The organism is Mesorhizobium sp. WSM4836 (assembly GCF_055811815.1).
The window spans coordinates 97,487-118,029 of sequence record NZ_JBVVQF010000003.1; the positions used below are offsets into that span (position 1 = coordinate 97,487).

Sequence of the window (20,543 nt, forward strand, 5' to 3'; positions counted from 1 at the left end):
GGCAGGAACAACAACCAAACGCTCGGCAGATGGCAGCTCAAGCCAGCTTGGCCAGCAGTTTCATGAAAATGGCCGCCTCCCTGGCGGAAAGCGGCGCCAGCGTTTCCTGCGTAATCTCGCGGGCAAGCGGAATCAGCCGCTCGATCGCGTCGCGCCCCTCGGCCGTCAGACTGACCAGCAGACGCCGTTTGTCGACTTCGTGCTTGCTAAGTTCGACAAAGCCACGCGCTTTCAGCCGGTCGATGACGCCCTTCACGGTCGCCGCATCCATGGCGATCAGGCTGCCAAGCTGGTTCTGCGAGGTCTCGCCGACGTCGCGCAATTTGGCCAGAGCGGCAAATTGCGGCGGCGTCAGATCGGCGATGTGTGCGGCGAAGATCGAGACATGGCGCTGATGCGCCTTGCGCAGAATGAAGCCCACCTGCTCCTGCAAGCGATAGTCGTTTTCGTCAGGCTCCTCGGCCTCGACCAGCTTGAGCAGATTGTCCTCGGCGCTCACCGCAGCCCATCCCATGCCTTGATGTCCTTGGCCGCCAGCCCGCCCATGCGGTCGTGCACGCGCGGGCCGCAGGTCATGGCGAGGCAAAACAGGATCTCGTCGGGGCGCGGACCATCGCTGATGCCGATTTCCATGGCGTCGAAATGGCTGCGCACATAGGCGGCGTTGATGTGGCCGAGCGGCACATCGAGCCGCGCGCCGAAGGCGCCGACCTTCTTTGCCGACGGCACGATCGCCTTGGCATCGCCGAGCCGCTCGCGCATGGCATAGCCGCCCGGCACATGCCACAGCGCGCCATGCTCCAGCTCGCCCGCCATGCCGACGATGGCGCCCTTGCCGTAGCCCTCGATCTGTTTGACGTCGCCGCCCAGTGCGGCAATGAGCCTGTCGGAGAGCAGCAGCCCGAGCGGCTTCAGATCCTCCATGGCGCTCTGCAGTTCCTCGACGTAACGGCCGGCGAACGGGTTCTTCACCACAGCCATGGCCGCGGCGCGGCGCCGCGGTACCAGCGCCACCGGCCCACCTTCGTGAAAAATCTCTTCGGTCAGCACGGCGATCTTGCGGATCGGAAACTCAGGCATGAGCAACTTCCCTCTCTAAAACTTTGTTGGCGAGCGCCATCGGACCTGCGATGCGCACCTGACCGCCGAGGAAAAGCGCCGCGGCGGCAATCAGGCCGCGCCGCCGAAACTCCTCTGCAACGGCAAATCCGCCTTCCAGCGCAATAGCGATTTCAGCGGCGGAAAGCGGCCCCACGCCCTGCGTCACCAAACGGTCGCCGAGATCGCTGTCAGGTGCGAGATCGCGCGCCCGTACGCGCCTAACGGCCGGATGACCGGGCAGGTCGACGGCGTTGGCGATCAAGGTCGCGGCGGCATCGGTTTCAGCACCCGTTCGCGCCAGCACCGTGACCGCGTCGGCGATGCCCAGCGAAAAGGAGCGGCCGCGCCAGCCGCTTGTCGCGACACCGCGAATCCCGTCTTCGGCGCGGATCGTGAGACGATCTGCCAACCCATGACCTGTCCCGGCAATGGCAAGCGTCATCGACTGCCCGTGGCCGAGATAGATCGCGCTGTCGCCGCCATTGTTGACATAGGCGCGCTCGAGCCGATGGCCGGCAAGCAGCGAACCAAGCACTTCGTCGGCTACCGAACCGGCGACGGCAGCCATCGGCGTGATGAATTGTTTCGCTAGCGGAACGACCGCCGCTTCCATGCGACGTGCCGTCGGGCCTGCGAAAGCACGGGGCTGCGAGGAGGCCGGGCAGCGCAGTTCGGGCAACTCTTCGACCAGTTCGGGCAGGATTGTCTGGAAGCGCGTTACCGCCTGGCGATATGCGGCGCGGCATTCACTCGCCTCGCCGAATGCCTCAACGATCAGATCGATTGGCCCATGGTTGAGGTGAAGCCGCCGGCCGTCCTTGAGCCAATGCACCTGCGGGCCGTTCATCGCCCGGCCCCGTTTGCGGCCGCGCGACGCAACTGCGCCAGCGGCGGCCAGGGATTGTCGCGGGGTGCGGCCGTGCCGCGGCGCGGGTTGAGATACTCGCCGCCCTTGGCCAGGATATCGTCGACGCTGCGTATTTCGGCTTCGTAGCCGCCGAGCCTGACATAATCGTCGCGGCGCATGGTGAACTCGATCGGCGCCACCAGCGCCGGCGTCGGGACATAGCCGAAGGCGCCTTCCGGCACGCGGGTGACGTCGACCATCAGCGTGATGCCGCCGCCCGGCCAGACATAGACCGGCGCGCCGCCGACCGTCACATAGGTCTTGAGGCCCTGCACCGAGCGGGTCAGATTGACCGGGTTCTCGGTGACGCCGGCGCGCAGCGAGCCGCCGGCGCCGCCGACGAAAAGCACGGTGCAGAGCGCCGGCTCGCAATTGTCCTCGATCAGTTCAACCGACTTCCGCAGCCGCTCCGGGAAGGGTTTCTGCACCGGCTTCAATTCGTCGTCGAGCTCGTAGTAGGCGAATTGCTCGCCGGTGGTCGAGACCATCAGCAGCGACATGCCGGGGCGCGCACCCTTTTTGGCGTTCCATTCACCAAGGATCGACAGCGGGTCGGAAATGCTGGTGCCGCCCCAGCCGAGGCCGGGCTCCGATACCTTGAAATAACGGCCCGGCGTAGAACGGCGGCCGATGATCTTGATGCCGGTGTCCTGCCAGCCAAGCACCTTGCCGGCCTGATGCTCGGAGACAACGCCGGTGATGTGGTCATCGACCACCACCACCTCGTCGACATGGCCGCGCCACTGGGTGGCGAACATGCCGATCGTAGCCGAACCGCAGCCGACGCGCATGCGCTGCTCGAGCTTGCCGTCGATGACCGGCGGCTTGCCGGCTTCGACGATGACGGTGGCGCCGCCGTCGATGACGAGCTCGACCGGCTTGCGGTTGCACAGGCTGAGCATGGCGTCACAGGTGGCGCGCCCTTCAGCCTTCGAGCCGCCAGTCAAATGATGCACGCCGCCCAGCGACAGCATCTGCGAGCCGTATTCGCCGGTGGTAACATGGCCGATCGCTTCGCCTTGGGCACGGACCGTTGCCGTTTCGGGGCCGATATGACGGTCGGTGTCGATCTTCACCTTGACGCCGCAATAGGAGAAGATGCCCTCGGTGACGACGGTGACCAGATCGACGCCTTCGACCTCCTGGCTGACGATGAAGGGCGCCGGCTTGTAGTCGGGATAGGTGGTGCCGGCGCCGATCGCGGTGACGAAGCGGCGGCCGGTGTTGACCAGTTCGCCGTCCCAGCCATTGCCTTCCTCGGCAAAGGGCACGACCGCGCCGCCTGTCTCGGCCGCGTGGTTGAGGATGGTCAGCGGATCCATCCGCACGATCCTGCCGCCAACATTGCCGTAGCGATCGCAGGCGCCGGTGCGGCCATCGGCGATATAGCACATGACTGGACAGGCATCGCAGCGGATCTTCTCGGCCACCAGCTTCTCGCCGGGATCGTGTGTCTCGAAGCGTTCGGCAAGCTCGCTCATCGGCGCGCCTCCTTGTCGAGGATGGCGGCGCGGATGCGGGTCGGCGTCGCCGGAATTTTGGTGACCAGCACACCGGTTGCATGGCGGATGGCGTTGAGGATCGCCGGCGCTGTCGGGATCAGCACATGCTCGCCCAAACCCTTGGCGCCGAAGGGTCCTTCCGGGTCCGGAACTTCTATCAGTATCGTCTCGATCGGCGGCACGTCGCCGATGGTCGGGATCAGATAGTCGTGCAAATTCTCGGTGCGGCCGGGGATATACTCCTCCATCAGCGCCATGCCGATGCCCTGGGCGATGCCACCCTCGATCTGGCCCTCTGCCAGCAAAGGGTTGATGGCCCTTCCGACATCGTGCGCGGCGGTGATTCTTATCAGCTTCACGGTGCCGAGCCTGAGGTCGACCTCCAGTTCGGCGATCTGCGCGCCATAGCCATAGACGGCATAAGGCTTGCCCTGGCCCTTGGCATCGAGCGGCTGTGTCGGCGGATCGTAGCTTTCCTCGGCCCGGAAGACGAAGCCTTCGGCATCGGCCTTCAGCGAGGAAAGATCGATGCGGCGCATCGCTTCGCCTTCCCCGATGCTCAGGCTTGTGCCGTCCAGCGCAATCGCCGCCTTTTCCGAGACATTGGCGAAACGCAAGATCTCCTCGCGCAAGGCGCGGCCGGCCTTTTCGGCGGCCTTGCCAGTGACGAAGGTCTGGCGCGAGGCCGAGGTCTTGCCGGCGTCGGGGGTGAACGCCGTATCGGCGCCTTTCAGCCGCAACTTCTCCAATGGCAGACCCAACGCGTCGGCGCAGATCTGCGCGATGACGGTGTTCGAACCCTGCCCGATATCGACCGCCCCCTGATGCAGGACGACTTCGCCCGACATCGAGATGCCGACCTTGATGGTCGACGGATTGGGCAGCGAGGTGTTGCCGCAGCCGTACCAGCAAGAGGCGACGCCGACGCCGCGTTTTTTGATGGTGCTACCGGCATTGAACGCTTCGGCATCACGAAGGGCACGCTGCCACTGTGAGCGGAGGGCCTCCAGGCAGTCGGCGATGCCGACGCCCGACTCGAGCCGCTGCCCGGTAACTGTTTCGGATCCGTTCCGAAGGCAATTCTTCAGGCGAAAGTCGAGCCGGTCTATGCCGAGCTTGTCGGCCAACTCGTCATAGAGGGTCTCCAGCATGATCGTCGCCTGCGGCACGCCGAAACCGCGAAAGGCGCCGGCAATCGGGCCATTGGTGTGGATGGCGCGGCCTTCGGCGCGATAGTTCCGCGTCGCATAGGGACCGGAGGCGTGCACCGGCACGCGGTTCGCGACCGTCGGCCCCCAGCTGGCATAGGCGCCGGTATTGAAATCGCCGGCGAAGACCATGCCGGTGATGCGGCCGTCGCCATTGGCGCCGATGCTCGCTCTCATCCGAGCGGGATGGCGCTTGGTGGTCGAGATCATCGATTCGGTACGGGTATAGGCGAGCGCCGCAGGCCGGCCGGTTTTCATGGCGACGAGGCCGATGAGCGGTTGCAGCGAGACGTCGAGCTTGGAGCCGAAGCCGCCGCCGGTGGCGGTCGGTACGATGCGCACCTTTTCCGGGGCAAGGCCGAGCACTTTTGCCGTGTCGTCACGGTCCATATAGGGCGCCTGCGTGCAGGCGACGACGACCAGCGTGTCGCCGTCCATGAAGGCATAGCCGGCTTCCGGTTCGATATAGGCATGCTCAACATAGGAGGTGTCGATGGCGCCGGAAACGACGAAAGCCGCACCGGCAAGCGCGGCTTCCGGGTCGCCACGCTCGACGAAGCCGGAGGTGAGCAGGTTCGACGGCCGGTTTTCATGGACCAGTGGCGCACCGCCGGCCTGCGCTTCGCCAGTTTCCAGAAAATGCGGCAATTCGGTCCAACTGACAGGAAAATCGGCAAGGTCGAGATCGAGGATAGCCTCGCATTCGCCGGCAACCAGCGCCACCGCCTCGCCGCGAAAACGCGAAATCCCTTCGGCCAGCGCCGGCTGGTCGGCGAAGGGCGCGATGACGCCGAAACAATTCTTTCCCGGGATATCGGCAGCGGTGAAGACGCCGACAATGCCGGGACGGGATTTCACCCAGCCATCGAGATCGCCGAAGCTGAAGGCCGCGTGATAATGCGGCGAGCGGACGACCAGCACCGACAGCGCGTCGGCCGGGAATGAATCGCCGCCGAATTTTTCGCCGCCGGTGACTTTCGGAAGGCCATCGAGGCGGATCGGGGAGGAGCCGACGGCATGGCCCGAGGATGGCATGCGCTGATCGAGACCGTCGGCGTGGCGCCAAGCATCCATCACCGCGGCGACGATCTTGCGGTAGCCGGTACAGCGGCAGAGCACGCCGCCCAGCGCATCCTGCGTTTCGGCCTCGCTCGGGCAAGGCGTCCTGTCCAGGAGTGCCGTTGCCGCGACCAGCAGGCCGGGCGTGCAGGCGCCGCATTGCGCCGCGCCATGGCTGAGGAAAGAAGCCTGCAGCGCCGACAGCCGACCATTGGCGAGGCCTTCGACGGTCGTCACCACGGTGCCGGAGGCGGACGCCGCAGGCATCAGGCAGGCGCAGACCGGCTCGCCGTCGACCAGCACGGTGCAGGCGCCGCAATCGCCGGCATCGCAGCCGACCTTGGTGCCGGTCAGCCGCAGCTCGTCGCGCAACACCGCGGACAGCCGCCGCACCGGCGGCACGCAAACGCTGACGGCGGCGCCGTTGACTTCGAAGGCGATTTCGGCGCGCTCCATGCCCATCAGGCTACCGCCCTTTCGCCGGGATCAGCACCCACCGCACCAAGCACGGCGCGGGCGACGATCTCGCGCGCCGCATCCAGCCGATATTCGGCGCTGCCGCGTACGTCGGTAATCGGCGACAGCTCGTCCATCAGCGCGGATTGGATCGCAGTGACAAGCGCGTGGCCCACGGGCCGGCCGCGCAGCGCCGCTTCGACACCCGCCAGGCGCCTGGCGACAAGCGAGCAGGACCCGACGGCGACTGCCGCGTCCCTGACGACACCGTCTTCGACGGCCAGGCGTGCGGCGGCCATGGCGATGGAGATGACGAGATAACGCCGCGCGCCAAGTTTCACGAAGGCGGAGCTGCCGGCGGTCGCAGGTTTGGGAATGCGGATTGCCGTGACCATTTCGCCCGGCTGCAGTGCGGTGCGACGGTTGCCGAGGATGAATTCTGCAAGGGGCAGATGCCGGGTCGCCACCGCGGAACGCAGTTCGACTTCGGCGTCGAGCACCAGCAGCGCCGGCACGCCGTCGGCGGCCGGCGAGGCATTGCAAAGATTGCCGGCAATCGAGGCAACGTTCTGGATCTGCACCGAGCCGACTTCCCGCGCCGCCTGCTTCAGCGCGTCGAAGGCCGTCGGCAGCGGACGGAGGACGAGATCGGTCCAGGTAGCGCGGGCGCCGATGAGCCAATAGTTCTCGGCTTCGGCAATGCCGCGCAATGCCGCCAGGCCATTGATGTCGAGGACATTGTCGCGGAAGGGCTTGCTGCCCTGTGCCGGATAGAAGTCAGTGCCGCCGGCAAGGATGCGCCATTGCCCTTCGCCCAGCAAAGCGAGGGCGTCGTCGACCGTGGCGGGTTTTGCGTAACGGATCACGCTTTGCCTTCCCAGAATGGGCTTCCCGAGAGGGGATCCTGCCGAAAGATTTTCCCGAGCATGCGAGGCAGGAAATTCATTCGTATGCAAATGATATCAAGCCGGCGGGAATTGTCAAAGCCAGAGTTTGCACGGCTGTTGGCACCGGTGCGCCCGGAACGCATTTGTTATGCCATGAGAGGTTGACGCAGCCGGCCATCTGGTCAAGTTTCTGCGTCCGGTCACCTTTTCATTGGAGCCTAAGCTCAAGACCAGAAGATAAGGAGGCTCCATGGCCGACGAAGCGCTTGTCATCATCGACCTGCAGAACGATTTCTGCCCGGGTGGCGCCCTGGAAGTGGCCGGTGGCGACGAAATCGTGCCGTTGGTCAATGATCTGATCCGGCGGACCGAGCACGTCCTGCTGACTCAGGACTGGCATCCTGCCGGCCATTCGAGCTTTGCCTCCAGCTACCCCGGCAAGCGCCCGTTCGAAACGATCGACATGCCTTATGGCGAGCAGACGCTGTGGCCGGATCACTGCATCCAGGGCAGCCTGGGTTCGGACTTCCATTCAGGCCTGGCCTGGAGCAAGGCCGAGCTGGTGATCCGCAAGGGGTTTCGTCCTGCGATCGACAGCTATTCGGCATTCTTCGAGAACGACCGGACGACGCCGACCGGCCTTGCCGGCTATCTCCGGGAGCGGAATATCGATGCGCTGACCCTGGTCGGCCTGGCGACGGATTTCTGCGTCGCCTTTTCGGCGCTCGACGCGGTCAAGCTCGGTTTCGCGACGTCCGTGCGGCTCGACGCCTGCCGCGGCATCGATCTCAACGGCTCCATGGAGAGGATGCTGGGCCGGATGCGCGATGCCGGCGTGGCACTGATTTGAACGCCACCCAGCCGAACCTGACAGACTTTTGAGGGGCTTCATGCGGTTTGCGGCGTTGACGGCAAGTGCTGCACTTATTGCCGCAATCCTTTCTCCGGGAGCGGTTCTCGCGGCCGAAGCGCACGAATTGCCGGGCGCCGTCATGTCGCTGTGGTGGGGGCTGCCGTTTGCCGGACTGTTGCTTTGCATCGCGACCGGCCCGCTGCTGTTCCATCATGCCTGGGAGCACCATTACGGCAAGATCGCTGCCTTCTGGGCAGCGTTGGTGATCGGGCCGCTGGCCATCGCCTTCGGCATCCCGTCGGCCACCCAGGCGGTGCTGCATGCGCTGCTCACCGAATACATGTCGTTCATCATCCTGTTGTTTGCGCTGTTCACCATTTCGGGCGGTATCTTCGTTGCCGGCAACATACACGGCACGCCGCTGGTCAATGCTGGGCTGTTGCTGGGCGGCGCGGTGCTTGCCTCGGTCATCGGCACAACCGGCGCCTCGATGATCCTGATCAGGCCGCTCATCCGCGCCAACGACAACCGGCGCTTCAACGCCCATGTCGTCATCTTCTTCATCTTCCTGGTGTCCAACATCGGCGGGTCGCTGACGCCGCTGGGCGATCCGCCGCTGTTCGTCGGCTTCCTGCGCGGCGTCGATTTCTTCTGGACGACAGTTCACCTGCTGCCCGAGACGCTGTTCGTCGCCGGCGTAGTGGTGGCGGTTTTCCTGGCGATCGACATCATCCTGCATCACCGGGAGGAAGGCGCGCCGAAGATCAAGGATCCGACGCCCGACAGCAAGGTGCGCATTCGCGGCCTGGCCAACATCCCGCTGCTGGCGGGGGTGATCGCCGCGATCCTGATTTCCGCTGCCTGGAAGCCGGGGGTGAGCTTCGCTTTCCAGGGCGTCAGCTTCGAGCTGCAGAACCTGGTGCGCGACGCCGCCATCCTGATACTGGCCTTCACTTCGCTTGTCGTCTCGCCGAAGGAGTTTCGCGGCGCAAACGCCTTCAACTGGGGCCCGATTGCCGAGGTGGCGAAGCTGTTCGCCAGCATCTTCATCTGCATCGTGCCGGTCGTCGCCATATTGCGGGCCGGCCTCGACGGCGCGTTGGCGCCGCTGGTGCTGCTGGTCAGTTCGCCGACCGGCGCGCCCGACAACCTTGCCTATTTCTGGCTGACCGGAGCGCTGTCGTCCTTCCTCGACAATGCGCCGACCTATCTGGTGTTCTTCGAACTGGCCGGCGGCGATGCTCAGCATCTGATGACCGAGCTCGCCTCGACGCTGGCGGCGATCTCGGCAGGCGCGGTGTTCATGGGCGCCAACACCTATATCGGCAACGCGCCGAATTTCATGGTCTATGCCATTGCCCGGCATCGCGGCATCAAGATGCCGAGCTTCTTTGGCTATATGGCATGGTCGGGTGCCGTGCTGATCCCGACATTCCTGCTTGCCGGTTTGCTGTTCTTTGCCTGATCACCCGACGCCGACATAGCGGCGGACCGCCGAGGGATCGGCACGCAATTCCTCGACATCGACCGTCTCGCGGTTGCGGCCGTTTTCGATGAAGCAAACGCGGTCTGCGACCGACAGCACGGCATCGACGCGCTGCTCGACAAGAATTGTCGATACGCCAAGCGCTCGCAGTTTCGATACGGTTTCGCGGATCTTGGCGATCATCGACGGCATCAGCCCTTCGGTCGGTTCGTCGAGCAGGAGCACCTGCGGTTCCAGACACAGGGCGCGGGCCATGGCCAGCATCTGCTGCTCGCCGCCGGACAGCGTGCCGGAACGCTGTCTGAGGCGCTGGCGCAGCAACGGAAAGAGATCGAGCACGTTGTCGCGCGTCGCCTTGCTCTTGTTGCGGGCCATCAGGCCGATCTCGATGTTTTCCGCCACCGTCATCTCGGCGAATAGTCGCCGGCCCTGCGGCACATAGGCGACGCCGGCCTTGGGCACCTCATGCGCCGGCAGGCCGGTCAATTCCCGGCCTTCGAGCCGGATCGAGCCGGCGCTTGCCGGCACCAGGCCCATGATCGCCTTCAGCGTCGTTGTCTTGCCGGCACCGTTACGGCCGAACAGGCAGAGCACCTCGCCCTCGTTCAACACGAGATCGAGGCCATAGAGCACCTGGACCTCGCCATAGAAGCAATCAAGCCCGGAGACCGTCAGTGCCTTGAACTGGGCCTTAGCCATGGGTCGTCCCCAGATAGGCGTCCTGCACCGCGGCATTGGCGCGGATCTGTTCGGGCGTGCCTTCGGCTAAAATCCTGCCGGAATTGAAGACGGTGATGCGGTCGGCGAGTTGCATGACCACCGGCATGTTGTGCTCGATCAAAAGCACGGTGGCGCTATCGGCGATCTCGCGCACCAGCTCGATGAAATTGTCGATCTCACTCTCGGCCAGCCCCTGCGTCGGTTCGTCGAGGATCAGCAGGCGCGGCTTCAGCGCCAGCCCCATCGCCACTTCCAACAGGCGCTGATGGCCGTAGGACAATTGCCCGGCCGGCATTTGCGCCCGATCGGCAAGGCCGGTGCGCTCGAGCGCCGCCATAACACCGGTGTGAACCGCGCCTTTCGAACGGCCGTCGGTCAGCGTGCGCTGTACCGGCAGGGCGACATTGTCGTAGGCGCTGAGATTGGCAAAGACGCTGGTGATCTGGAACGTATAGGCGATGCCAAGGCGAGCCCTGGCGTAGGCAGGCAGGCTGGTGATATCGGCGCCGTCGAAGGTGATCGTGCCCGAAGAGGGCTGGATGCGGCCGCTGACCAGGCTGACGAAGGTGGTCTTGCCGGCACCGTTGGGGCCGATGACGGCGCAGATCTCGCCCGGCATCAGCGCGAAGTCGACGCCGTGGACGGCACGCAAGCCGCCGAAACTGCGGGACAGGCCTTTGGTGGTCAGCAGCGGCATCATGGCAGCCAGCCCAGCCAGCGCTGGCGGATGCTGCCGAGAATGCCTTTCGGGAAGAACAGCACCAGCAGGATCAGCGCTATGCCGACGATCAGCAGGTAGGCGGAGGTGTAGCCGCTAGCGATGTCGATGACGTAGTACATGAACAGCGTGCCGAGCAGGGGCCCTAGCGTGGTGGCAGCACCCCCCAGCAGCACCCAGAGCAGCGGCAGGATGGAATATTGTACCGAGGCGAAGCTCGATCCGACATAGCCGAACAGCAGCGCATGAGCGGCGCCCGAAGCTGCGCAGATTGTGCCGGAGATGACGACGGCGGCGAGCTTGTTGGAAAACGTATTGTAGCCAAGCATCTTGGTCCGCTCCTCGTTCTCGCGGATGGCGACCAGCACGCGGCCGTAGCCGGAGCGGACTATCGCCAGGCTTATGAGCAGCACGATCGAGAACAGTGCCAGCGCGCTCATATAGCGCACGGTCGGCTTGGTGAGGTCGAGCGACGTGCTGCCCAGGACAAGCACCCGCATCGGCTGCGGCACGACCATGCCCTGGTCGCCGCCGGTCCAGGCGGCCAAATAGAGGATGAGGAGATAGAATACCTGCGCGAACATCATGGTGACGATCATGAAAGCGACGCCGGAGGTTCGCAGCGCCAGCAGCCCTATCACCAGCGCAAGCAGCGCGCCGCAGGCAAGCCCGGCTGCGAAGGCTGCCGGCATGCTCCAGCCGAGATGGATGACGGCAAGCCCGGCGCCATAGAGCCCGGCCGAAAAGAACATGGCGTGGCCGAGGCTGAGCAGCCCGACATAGCCGAACAGCAGATTGTAGCCTATGGCGAAGACCGCCAGCACCATGATGCGGGCGAGCAGGCCGTGATGGTATTCCGGCAGGACGAAGCTAAGCCCGAAAAGCAGGGCGATGACGCCGAGATGCAGCGCGTAGGGCTTTGCCGGAGAAGCATCCTTCATCGGGATGCCGTCCCGAACAGGCCCTGCGGCCGGAACACCAGCACCATGGCGACAAGCAAGGTGGCGATGATCTTGGCCAGCGTGGGCGAGAAGAATACCGAGATGATGCCGTCGGACAGGCCAATCAGCACCGCGGCGACCACCGTGCCGCGCAACGAGCCGAGGCCGCCGATGATGACGACGATGAACGAGAGCAGCAGCGGGTCCTGCCCCATCAGATAATGCGCCTGGCTGATCGGCACGATCAGCACGGCGGCCACAGCCGCAAGCATGGCGCCGAGCGCGAAGACGCCGGCATAGACTCTGGTCACCGGAATGCCGAAGGCCTGCGCGGTCTCGCTGTCATATTGCGTGGCGCGCATGATGAGGCCGATCTTCGTGCGCGTCAGCACCAGCCAGGTCGCGACCAGCAGCAGCGCCGAGGCGGCGATGATCGACAGCTTGTAGCCGGAATAGCCGAACCACGGCAGAAGGATGCGGTAGCTGAACGGCGGCTCCACCGGACGCGCCTCCGGGCCGTAGAAGGTCAGCGCCAGTTGCTGGATGATGTACAGCATGCCGATGGTGGCGACGATGGTGGCTTCCGGATTGTAGTTGAGCCGGCGCAGCACAAGCCGTTCGGCGACGAACGCGATCAGGCCGACGATCAGAGGCGCCAGCACCAGGGCGGCCAGGAAGCCAAGCGCCGGATGGCCGGATATCGCCGTAGAGATCGCCCAGGCAAGCACCGCGCCCAGCATGAAGAACTCGCCATGCGCGACATTGACGACGCGCATGACGCCGAACACCAGCGACAGGCCAAGCGCCGTCAGCGCCAGCACGGCGGAGGTGACGAAGCCTTCGAGGGCGGCGAGGAGCAAGTGAGGTCCGAAGTGCATCGGCTAAGCACCGGCGGATGCGCGAAGCACCCGCCTCTGGCCAGAGGGGGGTGTCTTGGCGCTCACGCTTGCTGCAGCAGCCAAGCTCACAGCGCCTGCGTGGTGTAATCCCCTTCCGGCTCGTAGAGGCCGTCCTCGATCTTGGTCTTGTGGACGACATTCAGCCGGCCGCCTTCGACCTTGGAGATGTTCTGGATACCAAAACACTGGTGGATCTTGCCGTTGAAGGTTTTCGGTCCCTGCGGATGCTCGGGCCCCTCGGCGAACTCGGTCAGGGCCTCGGTCGCCTCGACCAGCTTGGCGCGGTCTTCCGGGCCCTTGTAGCCGGCGTCTTCCATCGCCTTCTTGACGACGTAGAGCGTTTCCCAGCAGCCGAACATATGCGCGGCGGTGGAGACGTCCTTGGGGTCGCCGACAGCGGCACCATTGTCGTCAATGCCGACGGCGGCGCGGTAGGCTTTCTGTGCAGGGGAGTCATCGGGCTGCGCATAGCGCGGCGAGCCTTCCCAGAAATGGCTGCCGTCGAGGAATTCGAGGCCGGGGCTGTTGATGTCGGTGGCTTCGAGCGAATCGATGAAGCCGAACAGCTGCGGCCGATTGGAGCCGTAGAACTCGCCGAGCTCCTTGACGAAGGTGAGCACCGCCGGGCCGACCATGACGTGGTAGATCACCTCGGTCTCCGCGGGGATCTGCGGGAAATATTTGGTGAAGGAGGATTCCGTCGGCGGAATTGCGATCTGGGCGATAACCTCGGCGCCCTGCGCCTTCAGGGCCGGCGGAAGGTAGTCGCGATGATCGTAGCCGAAGGCGAAATCGGGGAAGATCTGCGTCACCTTTTTGCCGGCATTGGCGGCAATCCACGGCGCCATCGACTGGATCTGGCTCTTCACATCGGTGATGCCGGGCTGGAAGACGTAGCGGTTCAATTTGGTCGAGGCGACGTGGTGGCCTTCGCTAACGACGAAATAGGGGATCTTGGCCTCGCCGGCGGCCGGTGCCGAGCCGATGACGACATGCGAAAACAGCGTGCCGTAGACGATGTCGGTCTTGTGCTGGGAGGCGAACTTGCCGACGACTTCGGCGCCCCGGCCGGGATCGGTGCCGTCGTCCTCGATGATTACCTCGACCTGCCGGCCGTTGATGCCGCCAGCGTCGTTGATCGCCTTGACGGCGGCCGCCGTGGTCTTCTCGTACCAGCGGCCATAGGCGGCGCCGATACCGGTGCGGTGGCATTGGAAGCCGATCTTTACCGGTGCGGAGCTTTGCGCCTGGCTGTAGCGCACGAACCCAGGCGCGACGGCAAGACCGGCGCCCGCGGCAAGGCCCTTGAGCGCGGTGCGGCGGGTGAGAGCGGGTCTGGAGAGATCGAAAAACCCATTCTTGTCAGTCACGGCAGTTCCCCTTCTTTTTGAGCTTTGACCAATGGCTGTAGCGAGGCGGGCCACTCTTGTTAAGAGGACCGAAAATTGCATGTGTACAAACTAAATCACCAAAGCTCTGACGTGGCAAGCGAGCTTTCCCCAAGGTTCGACTGACGGTCATCGCGCACCTCGTTCATCCGGCGCTCGGTGTCGCAAGCAGCCACAAGCCGAGGACGGTATAGGCGATCATCAGCACGGTGAGCGGGAACTGGCTGAGCGCGGCGCGTGCGGGAACCGGATGCAGCCGCCAGGCCAAGCCATGGGCGACAAGCACAGCGAGCATGTGGCCGGGTATGATGACGCCGGCCTGGAGGTTCCACAGCCACCACGCCGAACCGGCGCCGGCGACGACGCCGGCTTCAATTGGCAAGTCGGCGGTACCGAACAGGTTCCAGCCCAGCGCAAACGGGTCGGAAAGAGCGGCGACCGCATATTGGCCGTCGACCAGCAGCGCCGTCAGATAGTGCGCGAAGTGGTAGGCGAGTGCGATCGGCACAATTGACCAGACCAAAAGCCCGGCGGCGTGACCGAGCGAATGTTTGCTGCCGGCAAGGCGCTGGCCAAGCAAGACGGCAAGCGCGAACATGGCCGCAAGCACGGCAAAGGTCAGCAAAATGCCGAAACTGCCGATGCCGATCAAAGCGGTGCGTCCAAGAAATTCCAGCGGATTGATGCCGAACGAGCTCAGCCAGAAGAAGGTTTTCGACAGGCCGTCGAAGGACACCGACGACAGCGCGAGCAGCAGGAAAGCGACGCCGCTGAGCGGCAGCGGCGCGGCACCGAGCAGCTTGGCGCCCGGCCAGCAGAGTTTGAGCCGGCCGTCCGCGTTGCGCTCGACGATGGCGAAGCGCGCCAACATCGAAAAGAACACGGTCAGGAACTCACCGCGCCGGCTCCAGTCGCGGTAGCCGAAGACCTGCATAGCGCCGAAACTCAGCGGCCAGTAGAGGCCGGCGGCCAAGGCCAGCCGCGCCGGGTCGTCGGGCGCAGGGTCGATCAGCTCGAACCAGGCGAAGGCTAAGAACAGCAGGAAAGCCGGCCAATAGCCGAGCCAGTGGGGGAGCCGCCGCAGCTGCGTTCTGCCGGACAGGCGCGAGGCGACGCGGCACGGCCCGTACCAGGGGTTGGCCCACGACCAGAGATCGCCCGCGAGCCCCTGCAACAGAGCCAGGCCAACCCAGAGCAATGTCCATACGGTCAGCGGCAGCGGGTTGGAGAGCGGATCGCGACTGCCGAACAAGCCGGCGGCAATGAGAATTGCAAAGCCGACAAAGGATACCAGGCTGACGGCAGTCCGCGCGCCGTCGCCGAAGGCGAAAAGCGGCAGGCGTTTGCGCCAGAAGCGGTCGAGCGCGGCGGGCGGTAGTAGAGCCAGGATCAGGAAGCTGGCGGCAACGGCGAGCGCGCCACCGGCGACGTAGTAGCCGGTGGGAAGGAGCAGAACGTGGCCGCGGTCGGAGGCGTGGGCGAAGGCGGGCGTGGGCAGGAATGCCAGGGAAGCGACGAGGCCGGGAAAGGGCCTGATTGCAGAAATGCAGCGCTCTACGGCGCCCCCCTCTGTGCTGCCGGACATCTCCCCCACTTGGGGGGAGATCGGCGGTTCCGCCGTCGGTTCTCCTTTTGCAACTTTAGCGATTGGCGAAAGCAGCAATGAGAGCGCAATCTCCCCCCAAGTGGGGGAGATGTCCGGCAGGACAGAGGGGGGCGCGAAGGAACTCATACTATGCAAGAGTTCCCCCACCCTCACACCTTGACCAATTGCTCCACGCGGTCCTTTTGGCCGAATATCCTGAGATAGCGCTCGATCTCTTTCTCGTCGCCTGTCGACTTGGCCGGATTGTCGGACAGCTTGACCGCCGGCCTGCCGTTGGCTTCGGTGACCTTGCAGACCAGCGAGATGGCGTCCAGCCGGTTGGTCTCGGTCGGCGCGCAGCCCTCGAAATCGTTGGTCAGGTTGGTGCCCCAGCCGAAGGACATGCGCACCTTGCCGCGGAAGTGGCGGTAGGTCTCCTCGATGGTCTCGACCTCGAGCCCGTCGGAAAAGATGAGCAGCTTCTGCTTGGGGTCCTTGCCCTTTTCGCGCCACCAGGAAATGATCTTCTCGCCGCCTTCGATCGGCGGCGCGCTGTCGGGGCGGAAGCCGGTCCAGTCGGCGACCCAGTCCGGTGCATCGCGCAGGAACGCCGCGGTGCCGAAGGTGTCCGGCAGTACGATCAGCAGGTTGCCGCCGTAGTAGCGCTGCCAGTCCTGCAGCACGTTGTAGGGCGACTGTTTCAATTCCTTTTCCGAATTGGTGAGCGCGGCGAACACCATCGGCAGTTCATGCGCGTTGGTGCCGAGCGCCTCGAGATCGTTGTCCATGGCGAGCAGCACATTGGAGGTGCCGGTGAAGGCCTCGCCGATGCCCTCCTTCAACGCTTCGACGCACCAGCGCTGCCACAGGAAGGAATGGCGGCGGCGGGTGCCGAAATCCGAGATGCGGATGCCGGGCAGCGCCTTCAGCCGCTCGGTCTTGGCCCACATCTTGGCCTTAGCGCGGGCATAGAGCACGTCGAGCGCGAACGGCCCAAACGCCCGCATGGCCGCGCGAGATCGAAGTTCATTGATAATTGCCAGCGCCGGGATCTCCCACAGCGTCGTATACATCCACGGACCGCTGAAGGTGAGTTCGTATTGGCCGTCGTGCTTGGAAAGCTCATATTCGGGCAGCCGGAAATTTTCCAGCCAGGCGAGGAATTCCGGTTCAAAAATCTGCTTGCGGCCATAGAAGGTGTTGCCGCCGAGCCAGATCATCTCTTTCTTCGAGAAACGCAAGGTGCGGGCATGGTCGAGCTGCTCACGCAGCTCCGTCTCGTCGATCTCCTCGGCAAGGCGGACCGAGGTGGTTCGGTTGATCAGTGAAAAGGTGGCGTCGACCTTGGGATACATGCCCCAGATCATCTGCAGCATCAGAAGCTTGTAGAAATCGGTGTCGAGCAAGCTACGGACGATCGGGTCGAGCTTCCAGGTGTGGTTGTAGACGCGCCGCGCTATATCGGTCTTTGCCATCGCTCAATGCGCCTTCGCTGCTCGATCTAGCTTTTGTCTAGCGCAATTCCGGACGGAAAACCGCTGCGCACCTTTCCTGGAATTGCTCCAAATGCCTCTTAGCATCGAATTTTTGAACGCGCCTCCCGCTTTGCGGGCTGGCCCGACAAAAAGAAGCCCCTGCGGCAAGCGGCGCCTACGGAAGTTTCGGCCTCAGGATGCCGTCTTGGCGCCGACCACCTTGAGCGCCGGACGCTTGCGGCGAATGCCGATGCGGCCTGCCACCGGCGCGTCGGCGCGGCGGTCGGCCTGCTCTTTCTCGGCAAACAGCCAGTCGATGAACAATTGCACGATCGTCGCCGACCTCATCTCGTTGCGGCAGACGACGTAGAAATCGTCGACCGCCGGCACGGAAAGGCTGAACGGCGCGACAAGCAGGCCCCTGGCGAGCAGTCCGCTTGCGGTCACCGTATCGCCAAGCGCCACGCCATGGCCGTGAACCGCGGCTTCGGTCGCCATGCGCGCGTCGCCAAGATGGTGGCGGCGGCCGCGCTCCAGGTCGAGTGCGTCGGCCGCGGCCAGCCAGGTGTGCCATTCGCGGCCGTCGTCGCCATGCAGCAAGACGTGATCGGCGAGGTCGCGGACGGTGCGGATCGGGCGGTTGTTGATCAGCGTCGGACTGACCACCGGGAATAGTTCGAGACCCGACCATTTGCGCATCCAGCAATCGGTCCAGCTGCCGTCGCCATAATGCACGCAGATATCGACATGCGGGGCACGGATGTCCTTGGCGTCGTTGGATGGAATCAGCGTCAGCCTTATATCGGGATATTGCGAGGTGAAGCTGCCCAGCCGCGGGATCATCCATAGCAACAGCAGCGCCGGCACGCAGGATACCGACAGCGCGCCGGTGCTGGCGGGCCTCGTCATGCGCTGGGTGGCGGCGGCGATGCCGTCGAAGGCTGTCGACACGGCAGGCAGCAATTCGGCGCCGTGCGGCGTCAGCTTCATCCGCTGGCCGGCCCGCTCGAACAGCTTGACGCCCAATGATTGCTCGAGCGCCTTGATCTGATGGCTGATGGCGCCGTGGGTGACGTTGAGCTCAGCCGCCGCCTTGGTCAGCGAGGCGTGGCGCGCCGTCGCCTCGAAGGCGCGCAGCGGGTTGAGCGGGGGCAAACGCTTGGCCATTTGGAACCTGAACTCTGTGAGATTTTCTCACAACAAACACCCTAACAATATCAATTGATTTTTCAATGCAGCTACAGGACACTTTGCCCAAGCATTGCACCAAGACGTGAAATCTGCAGACAGCCCAACGGCCGTGGCTATCGGGGCCGCCGACGGCGCGCTGCACCCGGCCATGGAGGACCGACATGGGTTACGACCGCGGCAAGCTCGAAGCGTTGCGCCGCAAATATGGCGAGAGCCATGGCGGCGAAATGTTCGACCCGAAATTCCAGCGTGTCGCCGACAAGATCTTCTCCAAGACCGGCACGCGGCTGGCGCCCTATTCCGGCATCCCGACCTTCCTCGCGGCGCCCTATCGTGAAATCGCCGCCGACAATCCGGATTTCGGCGATCTGCAGGTGGCGATGATCGGCGTGCCGATGGATCTTGGCGTCACCAATCGGCCGGGCGCCCGTTTCGGGCCGAGGGCGCTGCGCGCCATCGAGCGCATCGGCCCCTATAATCATGTGCTGGAATGCGCGCCGACGCATGAGCTGAAGGTCGCCGACATCGGCGACGTGCCATTCCAGAGCCGCTACCGGCTGGAGACCAGCCATGATGACATCGAACGCCGCACCAACCAGATCGTCGACGCAGGGATTCTCCCGCTTTCAGTCGGTGGCGACCATTCGATCAGCCACCCGATCCTGAAGGCTGTCGGCAAGAAGGCGCCGGTGGGCATGATCCATATCGACGCGCATTGCGATACCAGTGGCCTGTTCGACATGACCAAGTTCCACCATGGCGGTCCGTTCCGCAACGCGGTGCTGGACGGCGTGCTCGACCCGAGCCGCACCATCCAGATCGGCATTCGCGGCTCGGCCGAGTACCTTTGGGAGTTCACCTATGAGTCCGGCATGACCGTGGTGCATGCCGAAGAGGTGACCGGCCTCGGCATCCCCGCCATCATCGAGAAGGCGCGCAGGATAGTCGGCGACGGCCCGACCTATGTCTCGTTCGACATCGACAGCGTCGATCCGGCTTTCGCGCCGGGCACCGGCACACCGGAAGTCGGCGGGCTGACGACACGCGAAGTGCTCGAGCTGCTGCGCGGCCTGAAGGGCCTCAACATCGTCGGCGGCGACGTCGTCGAGGTGGCTCCGCAGTACGACCCTACCACCAACACGGCGCACGCCGGCGCGCAGGTGCTGTTCGAGATCCTCAGCCTGATGGTCTTCAGCCCGGCAATCACCGACAAGGCAGGCTGACACGCTCGACCATGATCCCGAAAATGGGAACCGGTTCTCGGAGAGGATCATGGTCCACGAGAGAATCCAAAGGCGACCGCCGCGCTGGAGCCGACGGTTGCACTCAAACAAGCTTCCAGCAGGGGAATGACAATGACACTTCACATGAAGCTTCAATCAACCATCGCCGCCGTGCTGATGCTCGGCGCGACCGGCCTCGGTTTCACGACCCAGGCCGCCAATGCCGACGCGATCGACGACATCGCCAAGGCCGGCGCCATCAATGTCGGGATTTTTTCCGATTTCCCGCCCTTCTCCTCGGCCAGCGCCGATATGAGCATCAAGGGCTACGACATCGACGTCGCGCAATCGATCGCCGACCAGCTCAAGGTCAAGCTCAATCTGGTCAGCGTGACTGGCCAGAACCGCATCCCGTATCTTACCGACAAGCGCGTCGACCTGCTGATGAGCGTCGGCTATTCCAAGGAACGTGAGCAGGTGATCGATTTCGCCGCCGCCTACGCGCCTTACTATATCGCCGTCATCGGCCCGGCAGCACTTTCGGTCAAAGGCAAGGAAGACCTTGCCGACAAGTCGATCGCCGTCAATCGCGGCACGCTGGAAGACACCTCGCTGACCGAGGCGGCACCCGCCTCGGCCGACATCCGTCGCTTCGACAACTACAATTCCGTCATCCAGGCCTTCATCTCTGGTCAGACCCAGCTGATGGTGGTCGGCAACGATGTCGGCGCCCAGGTGCTCGCCCGCCAGGAGGCGCTGAAGCCGGAGCAGAAATTCCAGCTTCTCACCTCGCCTTCGCATATCGGCCTCAACAAGAAGGAAGACCGCCTGAAGCAGGCGATTAACGACGCGGTTGCCAAGATGCTGGCCGACGGCAAACTGGACGAAAGCTCGAAGGCCTGGCTGAAGACACCGCTCGACCCCGCCAATCTCAAGGATTGATC

Annotated in this window: 18 protein-coding genes; 4 read left to right on the plus strand and 14 right to left on the minus strand. The window is 64.3% G+C overall.

Translation table 11 applies throughout. The features are described from left to right. Positions 1–37: 37 nt before the first annotated feature. The 6 genes from AC0L2P_RS04675 to AC0L2P_RS04700 are packed head-to-tail and all read right to left on the minus strand — an operon-like array spanning position 38 to position 7,099. On the minus strand, positions 38–499 hold the full coding sequence (locus AC0L2P_RS04675) for a MarR family winged helix-turn-helix transcriptional regulator (RefSeq protein ID WP_352490575.1): 462 nt from the start codon (positions 497–499) through the stop codon (positions 38–40). Further along, positions 496–1,080, minus strand: coding sequence for an amino acid synthesis family protein (locus AC0L2P_RS04680; RefSeq protein ID WP_473500072.1), 585 nt, complete (start codon positions 1,078–1,080; stop codon positions 496–498). Before AC0L2P_RS04680 ends, AC0L2P_RS04675 begins: the two co-directional genes overlap by 4 nt. After that, positions 1,073–1,948: a UPF0280 family protein gene (locus AC0L2P_RS04685; protein ID WP_473500073.1), complete on the minus strand. Its 876-nt coding sequence runs from the start codon at positions 1,946–1,948 to the stop codon at positions 1,073–1,075. The genes AC0L2P_RS04680 and AC0L2P_RS04685 overlap by 8 nt, the downstream gene beginning before the upstream one ends. Then, positions 1,945–3,489 (minus strand): 6-hydroxynicotinate reductase, encoded by a 1,545-nt coding sequence (locus AC0L2P_RS04690; RefSeq protein WP_473500074.1) that lies wholly within the window; start codon positions 3,487–3,489, stop codon positions 1,945–1,947. The genes AC0L2P_RS04685 and AC0L2P_RS04690 overlap by 4 nt, the downstream gene beginning before the upstream one ends. Beyond that, complete coding sequence (locus AC0L2P_RS04695) at positions 3,486–6,239, minus strand: molybdopterin-dependent oxidoreductase (RefSeq protein WP_473500075.1); 2,754 nt, start codon at positions 6,237–6,239, stop codon at positions 3,486–3,488. The genes AC0L2P_RS04690 and AC0L2P_RS04695 overlap by 4 nt, the downstream gene beginning before the upstream one ends. Further along, entirely contained in the window at positions 6,239–7,099 is an 861-nt protein-coding gene (locus AC0L2P_RS04700) for an FAD binding domain-containing protein (protein ID WP_473500076.1), read from the minus strand. Before AC0L2P_RS04700 ends, AC0L2P_RS04695 begins: the two co-directional genes overlap by 1 nt. Positions 7,100–7,370: 271 nt before the next feature. Here AC0L2P_RS04700 and pncA point away from each other — a divergent pair, with 271 nt between their 5' ends. Then, on the plus strand, positions 7,371–7,970 hold the full coding sequence (gene pncA / locus AC0L2P_RS04705; protein ID WP_473500077.1) for a bifunctional nicotinamidase/pyrazinamidase: 600 nt from the start codon (positions 7,371–7,373) through the stop codon (positions 7,968–7,970). Between the two features lie 40 nt (positions 7,971–8,010). Further along, positions 8,011–9,438 (plus strand): sodium:proton antiporter, encoded by a 1,428-nt coding sequence (locus AC0L2P_RS04710; RefSeq protein ID WP_473500078.1) that lies wholly within the window; start codon positions 8,011–8,013, stop codon positions 9,436–9,438. Here AC0L2P_RS04710 and AC0L2P_RS04715 read toward each other — a convergent pair whose 3' ends face one another. The 8 genes from AC0L2P_RS04715 to gcvA all read right to left on the minus strand — a co-directional run bounded on the left by AC0L2P_RS04715 (position 9,439) and on the right by gcvA (position 18,352). After that, positions 9,439–10,158: an ABC transporter ATP-binding protein gene (locus tag AC0L2P_RS04715; RefSeq protein WP_473500079.1), complete on the minus strand. Its 720-nt coding sequence runs from the start codon at positions 10,156–10,158 to the stop codon at positions 9,439–9,441. Then, the gene (locus AC0L2P_RS04720) at positions 10,151–10,879 is read right to left on the minus strand and encodes an ABC transporter ATP-binding protein (RefSeq protein WP_473500080.1); all 729 of its coding nucleotides are present in this window, start codon (positions 10,877–10,879) and stop codon (positions 10,151–10,153) included. Before AC0L2P_RS04720 ends, AC0L2P_RS04715 begins: the two co-directional genes overlap by 8 nt. Beyond that, on the minus strand, positions 10,876–11,838 hold the full coding sequence (locus AC0L2P_RS04725; RefSeq protein WP_473500081.1) for a branched-chain amino acid ABC transporter permease: 963 nt from the start codon (positions 11,836–11,838) through the stop codon (positions 10,876–10,878). Before AC0L2P_RS04725 ends, AC0L2P_RS04720 begins: the two co-directional genes overlap by 4 nt. Next, positions 11,835–12,716 carry a branched-chain amino acid ABC transporter permease gene (locus tag AC0L2P_RS04730; protein WP_473500082.1) on the minus strand — a complete coding sequence of 294 codons (882 nt, stop codon included), beginning with the start codon at positions 12,714–12,716 and terminating at the stop codon, positions 11,835–11,837. Before AC0L2P_RS04730 ends, AC0L2P_RS04725 begins: the two co-directional genes overlap by 4 nt. An 86-nt stretch (positions 12,717–12,802) precedes the next feature. Then, positions 12,803–14,107, minus strand: coding sequence for an ABC transporter substrate-binding protein (locus AC0L2P_RS04735; RefSeq protein ID WP_473500083.1), 1,305 nt, complete (start codon positions 14,105–14,107; stop codon positions 12,803–12,805). Between the two features lie 163 nt (positions 14,108–14,270). After that, entirely contained in the window at positions 14,271–15,710 is a 1,440-nt protein-coding gene (locus tag AC0L2P_RS04740; protein ID WP_473500084.1) for a hypothetical protein, read from the minus strand. Between the two features lie 170 nt (positions 15,711–15,880). Beyond that, a complete protein-coding gene (gene pncB, locus AC0L2P_RS04745) occupies positions 15,881–17,185 on the minus strand; it encodes a nicotinate phosphoribosyltransferase (RefSeq protein WP_473500085.1) in 1,305 nt (434 codons plus the stop codon). Between the two features lie 192 nt (positions 17,186–17,377). Then, entirely contained in the window at positions 17,378–18,352 is a 975-nt protein-coding gene (gcvA, locus tag AC0L2P_RS04750; protein WP_473500086.1) for a transcriptional regulator GcvA, read from the minus strand. 185 nt (positions 18,353–18,537) lie between these two features. On the opposite strand from gcvA, the gene speB reads away from it, so the two are divergent. Continuing rightward, positions 18,538–19,599, plus strand: a complete 1,062-nt coding sequence (gene speB, locus AC0L2P_RS04755) for an agmatinase (RefSeq protein ID WP_473500087.1) — start codon at positions 18,538–18,540, stop codon at positions 19,597–19,599. A 132-nt stretch (positions 19,600–19,731) separates the two neighbouring features. Continuing rightward, a complete protein-coding gene (locus AC0L2P_RS04760; RefSeq protein WP_473500088.1) occupies positions 19,732–20,541 on the plus strand; it encodes a transporter substrate-binding domain-containing protein in 810 nt (269 codons plus the stop codon). Positions 20,542–20,543: the final 2 nt, after the last annotated feature.

Coding starts and splice junctions, on each gene's coding strand:
- speB (WP_473500087.1), top strand. CDS start 18,538: ATGGGTTACGACCGCGGCAAGCTCGAAGCGTTGCGCCGCAAATATGGC.
- AC0L2P_RS04725 (WP_473500081.1), bottom strand. CDS start 11,838: ATGAAGGATGCTTCTCCGGCAAAGCCCTACGCGCTGCATCTCGGCGTC.
- AC0L2P_RS04715 (WP_473500079.1), bottom strand. CDS start 10,158: ATGGCTAAGGCCCAGTTCAAGGCACTGACGGTCTCCGGGCTTGATTGC.
- AC0L2P_RS04730 (WP_473500082.1), bottom strand. CDS start 12,716: ATGCACTTCGGACCTCACTTGCTCCTCGCCGCCCTCGAAGGCTTCGTC.
- AC0L2P_RS04720 (WP_473500080.1), bottom strand. CDS start 10,879: ATGATGCCGCTGCTGACCACCAAAGGCCTGTCCCGCAGTTTCGGCGGC.
- pncA (WP_473500077.1), top strand. CDS start 7,371: ATGGCCGACGAAGCGCTTGTCATCATCGACCTGCAGAACGATTTCTGC.
- pncB (WP_473500085.1), bottom strand. CDS start 17,185: ATGGCAAAGACCGATATAGCGCGGCGCGTCTACAACCACACCTGGAAG.
- gcvA (WP_473500086.1), bottom strand. CDS start 18,352: ATGGCCAAGCGTTTGCCCCCGCTCAACCCGCTGCGCGCCTTCGAGGCG.
- AC0L2P_RS04760 (WP_473500088.1), top strand. CDS start 19,732: ATGACACTTCACATGAAGCTTCAATCAACCATCGCCGCCGTGCTGATG.
- AC0L2P_RS04690 (WP_473500074.1), bottom strand. CDS start 3,489: ATGAGCGAGCTTGCCGAACGCTTCGAGACACACGATCCCGGCGAGAAG.
- AC0L2P_RS04710 (WP_473500078.1), top strand. CDS start 8,011: ATGCGGTTTGCGGCGTTGACGGCAAGTGCTGCACTTATTGCCGCAATC.
- AC0L2P_RS04695 (WP_473500075.1), bottom strand. CDS start 6,239: ATGGGCATGGAGCGCGCCGAAATCGCCTTCGAAGTCAACGGCGCCGCC.
- AC0L2P_RS04740 (WP_473500084.1), bottom strand. CDS start 15,710: ATGTCCGGCAGCACAGAGGGGGGCGCCGTAGAGCGCTGCATTTCTGCA.
- AC0L2P_RS04680 (WP_473500072.1), bottom strand. CDS start 1,080: ATGCCTGAGTTTCCGATCCGCAAGATCGCCGTGCTGACCGAAGAGATT.
- AC0L2P_RS04685 (WP_473500073.1), bottom strand. CDS start 1,948: ATGAACGGCCCGCAGGTGCATTGGCTCAAGGACGGCCGGCGGCTTCAC.